This window comes from Tunturibacter gelidoferens, assembly GCF_040358255.1.
GTDB classification, from domain to species: Bacteria; Acidobacteriota; Terriglobia; order Terriglobales; family Acidobacteriaceae; genus Edaphobacter; species Edaphobacter gelidiferens.
In genome coordinates this window covers 3,387,432-3,400,370 of the sequence record NZ_CP132938.1, presented here as the reverse complement: position 1 = coordinate 3,400,370, position 12,939 = coordinate 3,387,432, and the positions used below count along the sequence as shown (strand labels likewise).

General features: G+C 56.3%; 7 protein-coding genes. 2 read left to right on the top strand and 5 right to left on the bottom strand.

Annotation, left to right across the window (positions count from 1 at the left end; translation table 11 throughout):
* Positions 1-28 precede the first annotated feature (28 nt).
* From RBB81_RS14945 to RBB81_RS14930, 4 genes are all read right to left on the bottom strand, one after another.
* Positions 29-3,427 carry a TonB-dependent receptor gene (locus RBB81_RS14945; RefSeq protein WP_353071198.1) on the bottom strand — a complete coding sequence of 1,133 codons (3,399 nt, stop codon included), beginning with the start codon at positions 3,425-3,427 and terminating at the stop codon, positions 29-31.
* Between the two features lie 208 nt (positions 3,428-3,635).
* Positions 3,636-4,259, bottom strand: coding sequence for a response regulator (locus RBB81_RS14940; RefSeq protein ID WP_183788419.1), 624 nt, complete (start codon positions 4,257-4,259; stop codon positions 3,636-3,638).
* Entirely contained in the window at positions 4,256-7,246 is a 2,991-nt protein-coding gene (locus tag RBB81_RS14935; protein WP_353071197.1) for a sensor histidine kinase, read from the bottom strand. The genes RBB81_RS14940 and RBB81_RS14935 overlap by 4 nt, the downstream gene beginning before the upstream one ends.
* Before the next feature lie 245 nt (positions 7,247-7,491).
* Positions 7,492-8,784 (bottom strand): MFS transporter, encoded by a 1,293-nt coding sequence (locus RBB81_RS14930; RefSeq protein ID WP_179582902.1) that lies wholly within the window; start codon positions 8,782-8,784, stop codon positions 7,492-7,494.
* 331 nt (positions 8,785-9,115) lie between these two features.
* Here RBB81_RS14930 and RBB81_RS14925 point away from each other — a divergent pair, with 331 nt between their 5' ends.
* Positions 9,116-10,651: an FAD-dependent oxidoreductase gene (locus RBB81_RS14925; protein ID WP_353071196.1), complete on the top strand. Its 1,536-nt coding sequence runs from the start codon at positions 9,116-9,118 to the stop codon at positions 10,649-10,651.
* 25 nt (positions 10,652-10,676) lie between these two features.
* Entirely contained in the window at positions 10,677-11,795 is a 1,119-nt protein-coding gene (locus RBB81_RS14920) for a lactonase family protein (protein WP_353071195.1), read from the top strand.
* 49 nt (positions 11,796-11,844) lie between these two features.
* Here the strand turns inward: RBB81_RS14920 and RBB81_RS14915 are convergent, their stop codons facing one another.
* Positions 11,845-12,912 carry an oxidoreductase gene (locus RBB81_RS14915; protein WP_353071194.1) on the bottom strand — a complete coding sequence of 356 codons (1,068 nt, stop codon included), beginning with the start codon at positions 12,910-12,912 and terminating at the stop codon, positions 11,845-11,847.
* Between the last annotated feature and the right edge of the window lie 27 nt (positions 12,913-12,939).

Here is a 12,939-nt window from a genome sequence, read left to right as displayed (position 1 = left end):
CCGGCCGCCGCCCGAAGCGAACAGGCCGCTAAAAGATGAACTTACCTGCTAGTTGCAGCGAACGAGCTCCACTCAACTCACCGGGAAGTGTCTGGACCCCGATAACTTGACCGAATCCACTAGTACTCACGGCAGTACTCGATTGAGACGCAGCGTTGAGCGTCGGATTCCCGCTTCCGTTGGAAGAGTTCGGATTCGCCGCACTCGGGTGGTTGAACACGTTCAGAGCCTCTGCACGAAGCTGAATCTTCATCCGCTCACGCAGCCCGAAATCTTTGAAGAGCGACAGATTGTCATACGAGAAGCCAGGTCCATGAAGGGTATTTCTTGAGGTGTTTCCGAACGCGTAGTTGTAAGCAACGATGGCTCCGGAGGAATTCAGCGTTTGTGGAGCTACAGGAAGCGTGTAAGCTGTTGCATCGATGCACGACGTTTTGTTGCCCGTAATGTAATTGTGCAGACTGCAGTGAGCACTGGCCTGATGGACAAAACTCGGCCGCGTCGTACCTTGATCGAACCCCGCGCTGTTATAGCCCAGCACCACATTGAAGGGCATGCCCGTCTGCAGATTGACGATGTCATTGAGCTGCCAGCCGCCAAGCGTCTCCCGGACCCAGCGGTTTCTTCCTTTGAAGGACGGCAGATCGTAAGTCAATACGCCGACGAAGCGATGACGGATATCCCAGTTGGAGTTGCCATAGTCGGCTTTGATGTTGAATGGCTGCGACGCTGTTCCGCCACCGTTCGAGTCTGAGCCAATGTCCAGGTCGTGAGACCATGTATAGCTCGCCTGTCCCGATAGACCATACAAGAGCCGCTGACGGAAGATTGTGGTCAAACCGTTGTAGTGGGAGTAGGCGATGTTGTTAAGATCGCGTATCGAACCAAAGAGCGGGTTTGGCCGCAAAGAGTTGAGCGTGGGCTTAGTCGCATACGATGCAATCCCGTTTCCACTAGGATTCGTGGGCAGATTTCTGTAGTCGCTGATATCCAAATGCAGAGAGTGAGACCCCAGATACTGAAGCTCAAAAGCCGCCCCCCTCCATAACTCCTGCCCAACGCTGACGTTCCACTGATAACTGCGCTGCGTTTTGTTCTTCGGATCATACTGAACTGCGCTCTGAAAGGTGCCAGGAGTACCGGCAATTGGAGAAGCACTGCCCGCCCCAGGAGTTGGATTTGTGAAGGACAGAAGATTTGCTGCTGTCGTGCTGTATCCAATGAAGGCTCCCAGCGGGTAGTTGCTGCTGAGCAAGGTAAAGCTGTTGAGCTGGTTGGCGTTGTAGTAGAAACCCACTCCCCCTCTAATCACAGTCTTGTCGGTCGCGCGATATGCGATTCCCAGACGCGGTCCCCAGTTGTCGTGGGTTGCGCTTGCGAGTTTGAATCCCGGAGTAGGAGTGAAGGTATTCGGAGTCAGCGCACTCGTTGGCGGAATCAGCGCGGTCTCCGTTGGGTTCAGCAAACGTGCGTAGCCGTTCAGACTGTAAGGGACGGTCGGCAGATCGTAACGCAGGCCATAGTTTATGGTCAGCTTCGAGGTAGCCTGCCAGTTGTCCAGGACGAAAAATCCGTCGCGCCATTCGGCCACCGAACCCTTGATAGTACTTACAGGCGTCTGATCAGTCGCCGCCAGGCCCAGCGCAAAGTCGGCCCGGCTGTCACCCGTCAGTGTTCCATTGAAGGTAAATAAGCCGAGGGATTCGTTGGTTGCAGCGCGGCCTAAGGTCAGCTTCCGAAGTTCTATACCAGCCATAATGTTGTGCTTGCCGCGGGTGTAGCTGACTTGGTCATATCCGTCGAGCGTACGGTCATCCTGAAACCAGTTCGTTCCATTGTTTCCAATGTTCATACCGCTTGCGCTAGTCAGCTGAACATTGGGGATTCCAAGGTTTCCCGTTGTGGTGTCGTAGTTGAATCCGGGGATACCGAGAGAGGTGCCTGCTCCCTTAAGGTTGTTCACGTACCAGTAGTTCAGAGAGTCGGTCAGAAACTTGTTGATGCCGAAGTGAAAGTCGTTGACGAGTCGAGGTGTAATGACGTGGGAGTATCCGACAGCCAGATTTCGGCTATTGCCAGGCCCGTATCCGCCGGCTACTGGAACTTGATTTCCATTGGCATAGGTTAGGTTCTGCCAGTGGTAGCGCACGAAGATCCGCACCCGCTCTCCGATGTTCTCATCGACGCGCTCCAGCGTCTGCGCGATAAACAGGTTGTTCGGGAAGTAGACATTGTTGAGGTTGTTGTTTATCCCAGCGGCGTTCGGCAGCGGCACATAAGCCTCGTATTTTTTTGCGATCAACGCTGCAGGAGTCGACAGTTCGCTGACCGGAATCTGATTGTTCGGGTAGTAAGCATTATTGTTATAGGGGTCTTTAAGACAGATGCCCGTACAACTGCCGTTAGGATTCAGGGTGCCTAAAGCCGAGAAGTCCCCGCCTTCATGGGCTGCTGTCATAACAGTAGAAGTACCAGCGCTCTGTGCTTTTTGATTTAGCTTCTCGTAGGAACCAAAAAAGAAGGTCTTATTGCGGCCGTTGTAAAGCTTCGGAATCCAGACAGGCCCACCCAAGGTAAACCCATATTGGTTGTAGTTCAGAGGCGCCTTCTTCTGCGTAGGAGAATCAAGGAAATTGTGCGCGTTCAGAGCCGTATTTTTAACATAGTCGTAGACCACACCATGAAAGTCGTTAGTACCAACCTTGCTGACGAGATTGATGTGCACGCCGAGGTAGGCGCCATACTGTGCAGGATAGTTTCCGCTCTGCATCTGAACCTCGGAGATCATATCCGTGCCGGGCCGCGCGGGAGTGACGTTCCCCAAGTTGTTCATGATCGAGACGCCATCGAGAGTCAGATCGTTCTGCGTCTCACGTTGTCCCGCTCCAATAAAGTCGACGCCGGGAGGGTTTCCACTGTAGCTGGTCTTCGATCCAATCGTGACGTTCGAGGCGAGCGCAGCCACCTCGAGCGCATTGTGCCCCTGAACCGGAAGATCCTCAACCTGTTTGGTCGAAAACGTCTCTCCGAGGTTTGCGTCGTCGGTGGAGAGCGGAGCCGTACTGGCGGTGATGGTAACGGTCTCCGTTGTGGACCCGATCTTCAGATCAAAGTCCGTACGCACTGCGAGGTCGACCGATACGGGAACACCCACCGTCTGTTCCTTCTTGAATCCACCCTTTTCGACGGACAGATCATAGACGCCGCTCTTGATGAAGGTAATGGAGTAGTAGCCCTGTGAGTTGGTGGTCGCCGTGTACTTCAGCTGCGTGGCCTCTTCTGTGGCGGTAACCTGAGCACCCGCTACTGAGCTTCCGCTCGCATCAACGACCGTCCCCACCAGAGCTGTGTTGTTAGCGATCTGCGCGGATGCGCCCGAAGCACCAAGAAGACACATCAAACAAATTCGTAGAAGAACTTTGTTCACAGCATGACCTCCGAAAGACGTCCGTTGATTTATTCACAGTCCACTCGCCTGGCTTTCAGAGCGACGGCGGTAGCCTACCGTCGGCTGATTCGGCAGGTACAGCGATTCAGATCCCAGGCTGAGGATTAACAGGGATTTGATTACGGGGTCATCTGATTGTCATTAGGCTGTTGCCATGTCTTTAGCTAGGACAAATGTCCTAGGCTAGTCAGTTCAGGTGGACAAGTCCGCGCTGAAAGGCGTAAATCGTCGCCTGAGTCCGGTCGCGTGCACCCATCTTATCGAGCAGTGAGCTGACATGAATTCTCACCGTCTTCTCAGCGATATGAAGATCCTCCGCGATCTCCCGGTTACTAAGTCCTCGCGTAATTCCGGCGAGCACCTCGCTCTCGCGTGGCGTCAACTCCAGAACCGGCGTGCGCTCGGCCAGGCGGTCGAGCGCGAGATGAGGAAGATACCTTAATCCTCGATCCACATTCTGGATAGCGTTCAAAAGCTGCTCTCCACTCGCATCTTTATTCAGATATGCCATCGCGCCGCTTCGCACCGCACGATAGATATCCTCGCTACCCTGATAGTTGGAAAGCACAACAATGCGAGCGGAAGAATACTCTTTGCGAATTTGATCGATCACCTCGAAGCCGCTGAGCCGTGGCAAGCGTAGATCGAGCACCACCACATCCGGACGCAGACTTCGATACATCTCAACACCTGTCTCACCGTCGCTGGCTTCACCAATAATCTGAATCTGTGAATGACCCGAGAGCACCGAGTGCAGCGCCATGCGCGCAAGAAAGTGGTCTTCGATCAGCAACACACGAATCTGTTTCATATCCCTATCCAACGTATAACATGATGCTCCTGCCTTAGCGATTGCTGTGCTGCGTTGAAGGACACCTTCACCGTCACCTCAGTACCGGCCTCGGCTGAGGTCTGCAGCCGGAACGTGCCGCCGATCTTGCGCGCTCGCTCCTCCATCACGGGAATGCCGAAGTGGCCGCGGCGCGAGCTGTTCTCCTCCGAGCCTTGAAAACCGTGTCCGTCATCATAGATAGAGAGGCTTAGCGAATCTGCTTCATACCTCAGCAGAATGAGAATCCGTGAAGGGTTGGCGTGACGAATCGCATTCGAGACCGCCTCCTGACCAATACAAACCAGATGATGGACGCAGCCCGGAGCAAGCGGCTGCTCCTCACCTTCAATCTCAAAAGTCGTCTTGAAGTTCTCCTGTAAGGGATTAGCTTCAAGGACGCGACTGAGCGCTCGTGACAACAGATTGGTCATCTCGTCTGCATCCCGCAGATCCCAGATGATTCGCCGCGCCTCCGCCTGGCAGTGAGAGACCATGCTTCGAGCCAGTTCACACGACTGAGCGGCAGGAGTAGAACTCAAATCGCTGTCCCGAAATAACTTCGACGTGGCCTCCAGCTGCCATGAGATCGCGGCAAACCCAGCCATCAACGTGTCGTGGCACTCGCGGGAGATGCGATTCCGCTCTTCCAGTACGATACCGATCCGCCCTTTCATCAACTGGAGACGACGTCGAAACAATTGCGTCGCAAGAGCAAGAACGACAAGGCAAAGGCCAGCAGCGAAGTACCAGGTCTGGTAGAAATAAGGCCGCTGTTTCACCTCAACCGAGCTCACCCGAGAGGTCCAGTCTTCTCCGCCGGCCCGGGCCTGCACCTCAAACCTATAGGTCCCCGGCGGCAGGCGGCGGTAGCGGGCAGCATGAGCGCGAGTATTCGTCCACTCCGCGTCATACCCAGCGAGACGATAGCGATACTCCACATGCGCCGGATTGGAGAGCAGCTTCGCGTTGAAGAAGAACAGAATGTCGGGCTGCCCCGCTTCCAATTCGATCCGCGAATCGCCCGTCCTCGTATCGGTATCAGCGGCGTCGGGATCGCTCGACAGTGTCCAGCCCGTGATTGTCGCGGCCGGACTTATCGTGCCTAGCCTCTCCGCCACATCCGTTGTATGCACAAAGCTCTTGGTCGTCGCAAACCAGAGAGTACCATCAGGCTGAAGCGTAGAAGACGGCTTCGAAGGCCCACCACACTCTGAGGACCGCATCCCATCGGCCTTCCCCAGTATCACAACTGATAACGGATGCTGTCGTCCCTCGATCACAGCATGCAGCTCAGCTACGGTGAGGCGCACAATTCCTCGATAGGTACCAAGCCACAGGTGGCCGTCCTGATCCTCCGTCGCCGTGCTTACCGGTTGCGTGGGCGCGTTGACGTTGCCAGGCAGCGCAACCGCATGATCCTGTCTAATCGCAACGATTCCGCCCGCCTTGGTGCCCGCCCAGAGATACCCTCCGCTATCGAGCACGAGCGAGAGCACATACGGATGAGGAAGGCCGGAGACCGCCGATACCGTTCCGTCTCGAACACGGTAGAGGCCACTACTCGTCCCAACGAGAATGGAGCCGTCCCGATCCTCGATCAGGCATGTAATCAGCTTCGTCTCGACGAACTGCCTACGATTTTGTCGATCCGGCTGTCCCTGCGGAAAGTACAAAACCCCTGTGTAAGTCCCTACCCACAGCCCTCCGTGACTGTCCGCAAGAATAGAGCTGACAGCATTGCCTGGCGACTCGTTGCCAAGCAGATAGTGACGATACGAGTGGCCGTCGTAGCTGTAAATTCCGTTGAACCACGTTCCTATCCACATTCGCCCCTTCTGGTCTTCGGCAAGCGCTCGGATCGCCGTAGTGATCGGCATGCCTGGAGGAGTAGAAGGAATAAGCTGGCCGTTGTGCCGCCGAAATAAACCATTTCCCCATGTGCCAAACCATAAATCGCCGCGGCTGTCGGCAAACACGTTGGCGGCGTAGGAGGCGTGGAAACCCTCAGGCTCTCCAAACGGCGCGAGTGCTCCTTTGTGCCATCGGCTCAGGCCGCCGGTGAGCATCCCGACCCAAAGGTTCTGTTCGTCATCCATAAACAGAGTTCGGATGGCGTCATCGGATAGTCCATTGCGCGAGCCCCAATGCGAGAGGCCGTCTGCACCAAAACGCCACACACCATCGTGGCGGGTTCCCATCCAGAGATTCCCGGCGGTGGCGTCGCCGAGCAGGGTAGTGATCGGACTTGCGAGGGTTGCACGCACCACGGGATCAAATGCAGGCGCCTCGCCGCATAATGCGCACTTGCGTGGAACAAGTTGCATCAGGTGAGTCATCGTTCCCACCCAGATCCGCTGTGCCGCATCGCGATACACCGCGACCTCAGTATCAGACGCCGACGTTCCAACCCGATAGCGTTGGACCTTACCGCCTTGCCAGTGATAAAGCCCCGAAGACGTAATGAAGAACATCCCTCCATGGCCATCCTCGGCGAAGGGCGTCGTGATATCGCCGGAGATCATTCCGGCACCCGCAACCGCCTCGAGGTGATTGCTAACGAATCGCTCGATCCCGTTCTGAGTAGCGATCCATAGCACCCCTTGTGCATCCCGATAAAACGTTCGAATGCGTTCATTATGAAATCCGGCCTGTTCGCTGATCGCAACAGTTCCGGATGCTGTACGGTGCAGTATCCCGCTGCCGTCCGTTCCAATCCAGAGATCGTCGTTGCCCTCGGGAAGCACCGCATTGATAGCTTCATTGTCGGCGAGGCCACCGACCACGATGGGAAGACTGTGAAAGTGCTGTCCGTCGAAGGTGGCGAGCCCCGATCCGGTAGCAAGCAAGAGTAGTCCATCCGGCCGTTGAGCAATCATTCGGACATTATTGTCAGGTAGTCCATCCTCTATCTGCCAGTCCTGCTTCTGATACTCGGAAAGCCTGAGCGGAGAGGATGTCTGCGCCATTGCCCCGCAAGCAAACATCCCCGCAGCCACATAAAGAAGAACAGACAGAATCAGTCCGCTTCTACGACGAAACTGGCTCGCGACCGAAACCAGACCCACACCCCGCGGAAGACACACTGTCGGCGTGGCGTGAGGGTCACGCTCCACTCGAACGGGATGGAATCGCCTGATCAATATCTAGATAGATCTCAAGGCGAACACATATTTCTGTTCGTTGCAAGGGAATCCGCTCCGAACGGATCCGTCTAGGCGTCGAGCGGACGCTCTGGATGCACCGTCAACCAGCAAAGTGCCCCAATCACGGCCAAAATCGCAGCAAGTGCAAAAGAAGTCGTCCAGCCGAAGCGTTGAGCGATCCACGGAGTCAGTGACGCTGTCACCGCACCCCCGATCTGCCCCCCCATATTCACCATGCTCGAAAACACTCCGGAGCTGCGACCTGCAATATCAATGGAAACAGACCAGAACGAGCTCTGCGACAGATACAGTGCGCCGGCCCCACCCGCGAGGATGACTCCTGCAAGCTGCGGACTATGAACCATCGATCCGACCACCAAAAAACACGCCGTTGCAAGAAGCGCCATCGACGCCAGACCGGCGCGGCCGATACGCAGACCGTACAGGTCCGTGAGTTTGTCACTGATTGCACCCCCCGCGAGACAGCAGATCGTCATCGACAAGAATGGAAGCATGGCGTAGCGCGCACTCGATTTGAGATCGAAGCCTCGCACCTGTGCCATGTAAAGAAAGAACCAGCTAAAGAAGATCCACGCGACGTAGCCGAAGCTGAAGTAGCCGATCATCAGCGCTGGAAGATCACGGCGATGGAAGATCGCACGCCACGAAATCTCAACCGTTTCGGAGCTGAGTGCACGGTGCTCCTGAACGGTTCCGTTGATTCCGGCATGAATTTCGCTTAGCTCTAGCGGTCCAACTTCGGGGTGCTCCTCGGGGGTATCTCGTGAGTACTGCCACCAGATGCTTCCCGCAATCAGACCCACAATCGCACTGAACCAAAAGGCCGCCCGCCATCCGTGATGTGTGATCAACCACGTCAGCAGAGGTGGAGTTAGCCCGCTGCCGGCGCCGACTCCCGCAAAGATAAGCCCGTTGATGAAGCCGCGCTCACGAATCGGAACCCATCGAGCAACAAACTGATTCGCCGCGGGGTAAATTACAGCCTCGCCTGCGCCCAGAGCAAACCGGATCGCAATGAGCAACATCACCGCATGGGATATCCCTGAAGGCAGCATCGCCGTTAGCGCAGTTGCTATGCCCCACCACAAAACTCCAAGGGTAAGAACCCGGCGCGGGCCAAAGCGAGCCGCAAGCCATCCCGCCGGAAGCTGAAAACCCGCATACCCAATAAGAAATGCGCTGAAGATCCAGCCTAAACGCTGATTCCCCAGTCCATACTCTTTACTGATTTGTATCCCGGCGATCGAGATGTTGGTTCGATCGAGAAAGGCGACGCCACTCAGGACGAAGAGCCAGAAGGCAAGCAGAAACCTGACTCGGGTATGGCGTTCGAAATACACTGGTGCTCCTCCTACCGCGACACGTGCCCGGACAGATCTTGGCAATCGATTTCTGACAGAGCGCTTTGACCTTCTATTGAACAATGCCTTGAGCAATTCTCTTTAGGACTTATGACCTATATCACTCGCAGAGACTTCATCGGATAAAGCTCACGCTGCCTCTCTATAGTCAACAAAACTGGAATCTGACGGCTAGGTCATTTAGCCTATCTGGAAATCTGGCGCTCGTCCGATGACAATTTACAGGCATTGTTGTCGAATTCGCTCTAGTTACTAATACATACTCTTCTGCCCGTTGCCTCCTATATGCGGCTGAGACGGAATAAGCACGATGCCCATTATCATCACACGCGACGACCCGCGATATGCGAGCTTGCAAAAAGGCCATAACGCGCGATTCCCGGAGAAAGAGACCGACGCTGCAAAACGGATCTTCCTGTGTGAATCCTCTGCCGACGCTGCTGACGCGCTTCAGCAGATTGTGAGCGCTGGCCTGCGGCCAACCATACGCAGCGGAGGGCACTGCTATGAGGACTTCGTCGCAAATAATCCCAGCGGCGCCATTCTGGATCTGAGCCTTCTTTCCGGCGTCAACGACGGCAGAAGTGCCCCGCCCTATCGGATTGGTCCCGGAGTACAGCTCTGGAACGGGTACCTCGAGTTGTACAAGCGTTACGGTGTAACGCTTCCAGGAGGGACTTGTGGAACCGTCGCGGCAGGTGGCCACATCAGCGGCGGAGGATATGGCCTCTTGTCGCGGCTCCATGGTCTCTCCTCCGACTGGCTGACTGCCGTAGAGATCCTGACGGTCGATGGAAGTGGCAAGGTCATTCCTCGCCGAGTAAATGCGCACCACGACGCAGACCTCTTTCGCGCCTGCCGAGGTGCAGGAGGCGGTAGCCTGGGTGTCATCACCTCCTACGAATTCAACAAACTTCCGCACCCTCCAGCGGAGGTCATCGAGGCTTACATCTCCTTTCCGTGGGAGGGTATGACAGAAGAAAAGTTCGTATCACTCTTGAAGACATTCGGAGAGTACTGGGAGACTCGTGGCCAGGAACCAGACGCCTGGGGTATGTTCGCGGTCCTGGTGGTCTCGCATCAGTCGCGCGGCGGGCACATGGGAATGTCCGTGCAGTTCTGTAACCCCGACGGCACATGTCGCGATCTGGCTGCGCTCAACGATTATCTGGACTGCTTCCTTCAATGCGGTTCCCCAGCATCTCCGGCAGATGGCACTGGCCATGCAGGACTCTCAGCCAGAAAAGACGCAGGCGAATCTCTCTGCTCTGGAGTCCACACCGTCCGACGACGAAACTGGCTCGACGCAACAGGTGGCAACAACGGCTCCGGCAGCAGCGCCCGCGCCAAGTACAAATCTGCCTATATGAAACGCGGCTTCACTGAGGTTGAAGCTCGTTGCATCTACAAACACATGACCCGGACGATCCCGAACGTTGATCTTCGGGGCTCAGTGATCGAGATGGACTCCTACGGCGGAGCGATTAACCGCAAAGAACTCCTCGAAACGACCTCCGTCGCGCAACGGTCCTCGGTGCTCAAACTCCAATTCATGTCCTTCTGGGGAAATCCCGAAGACGACGCCGGAAGACTTCAGTGGATCCGTGACATTTACAAAGATCTCTACTCGGGCCCCGACTCCGACCCCGACCACAAAGAAACTCCCTGGTGGAGCCCCCGCTATGAGGGTTGCTACATCAACTACCCCGATCGGGATATGCTCTCCTACACTTACTGGCCTCAGCTCTACTATGGCCACGGAAAACTATACCCATTCCTCCAGACCGTAAAGCGCAAGTACGACCCCAACAACATCTTTCATCACGCCATGTCGATACGACCCTGAAGAGCCGAACCAACAAGGAACTCCGATGAAGCAACGCTCCTCCCTCAATCGCAGACACTTCCTTCGCATCGTGGGCACCGCCTCCCTTGCGCTGCGAACGAGCATGGCGCGTGGTCTTCCGTCGTCTCCTCATCTTGCATACGTCGGGAGCGGCCACGACGAGATCCACGTCTTCCAGGTTGATGGTCTCAACTGGGCCCTCAAGCAGATCGTAGCCTGCAAAGTTCCCGCCTCCCTCACAGTCCATCCGAATCGCCGTACTCTCTACGCCATCAACCAGGTCGCTGACCACCAACACCTGCCCACAGGCTCAGTCGAAACCTTCACCCTCGCACCCGATGGCACACTTACCGCATTCAGTAAAACTTCCCTCTCGCTCTCCGCTACCCTCCCCCGGCACCTCACTCTATCGCCCGATGGCAAAAGCGCTGTCGTAGCAATCCACGGGGGCGGAGCTTACAACCTCCTTTCCCTCCTCGAGGGCGGCCAGTGCCCACAGGTAGCTGGAATTCTCAAGGAAACTGGCTGCGGACCCGATGCACTACATCAGCTCTCCGCCCATCCCAGCATGGCTCTCTTTGACACGACACATGGCCGCGTCCTCACATCTGACACAGGCAGTGACCAAATCAGCGTCCTGGCAGTCAGCGAAACCAGCCTCACAGTGCACCAGAGATTCGCCACAGACGCAGGCAGCGGACCGGCCCATCTCGTACTGCATCCCAAAGGAGATATTCTCTTCGTTGCCAACCAGCTAAATCGCTCCCTATGCAGTTACAAATACGACCCTGAACATGGAAGAATTCTCCACTGCATCCAACGCATCGCCGAAGACACCGGCGGACCTTTGGCTCTCCATCCATCAGGCCGCGCCCTCTACACCATCGGCGGCAGGGAGGACGATGTCCTTCAGGTCTGGCACATCGATCGCCCCCCCGGCATACTAAATCGATTCCAGAGTTGGCACCTGCACTCCGGAAGATCCGTCGCCATGACAGCAGAGCGCGATACCCTCCATGTCGTAAGCGAGACCTTCGACGGCGTGCTGCGTTTTACAGCAGATCCCGCCGACGGACGTCTCAGTGGTCCCATACTGGCAGCAGAGGTCCCTGAGCCACTCAGCATCGCGACACTCTCCATGTAATTCACGGGTCCTCAGATTCGCGCCACTAAAGAGCAGGATGAGCTCGACGCTACTGCGCAATCTCATCTGGGCTCATCGAGAGCGGCAGCACCCTTCCCTGCTTGGCCGAGTGAAATGTTGTCTCCAGCACAGCCATCACCGCAACCGCATCGATCCCCGGAATCGAAGCCTCCCGCTGCCCTCCGAGAATCGCGTCCCTAATCTGCATGTAGTACATCTGCTGATTGCCTAACGGCGCCGGAATCTCTGTGCGCCTGCCAGTCTCGCCGTCATACAGAAGGCCGGGGTGAGGGTCGTAGCCGAAACCAGGACTGCCAGGTACCATGCCTTCTTTCAGCTGCGCCTCCTGCACATCCGCACCGTACTTCATCCAGCTCGCTCGTGTCCCATGCACGATTGTCCTTGGACCGCCTTTCGATACCAGCAACGACGCATGAAGAATAGTTCGCATGCGCTCATAGTTCAGCTGAACATGAGCCCAGTCGTCTGTCTTTCCGCCTTCGCGCAGAGTGGCAAAGCTTGCACTAATAGATTGTGGGAGGCCGAAGAGATACAGCGTCTGATCGATAAGATGTGGCCCCAGGTCAAACCACAATCCGGCACCTGGGCCCTCATCCTCGCGCCAGCGCTGACGAACGTGAGGCCGGTAGCGGTCCATGTGGCACTCATAATGTGAGACCACACCAAGCGCGCCCGACTGCAGCACCGCGCGTGTAGCCTGAATCTCGCTCTCCCATCGGCGATTGTGAAAGACCGAAATCATTCTTCCCTGCTCCTCCGCGATTTGCAGCAGAGAGCGCGCCTCGGCCAGCGTCACCGTGAACGGCTTGTCGACGACCACATCTTTCCCCGCTCGCAGCGCAGCCGAAGCAAGCGGATAGTGGCTGTCGTTAGGGCTCGCGATCACCACCAGATCGACATCGGGATGTATCGCCACCTCCGCAGGAGAACAAACCGCGATCTCACCCAGGTCCTTCCGCACAACCTCCGGCCTGCTTGAGCCCACCATCGTTAGCGCAAGCCCCGGAACCGCGCGGATAAGTGGCGCATGAAAGATCTTTCCTGCATACCCATAGCCGATTAGACCGACACGAATTCTTCTGGAATTTCCGCTCATCACACCTTCAGAGTTTCCAACGAAATA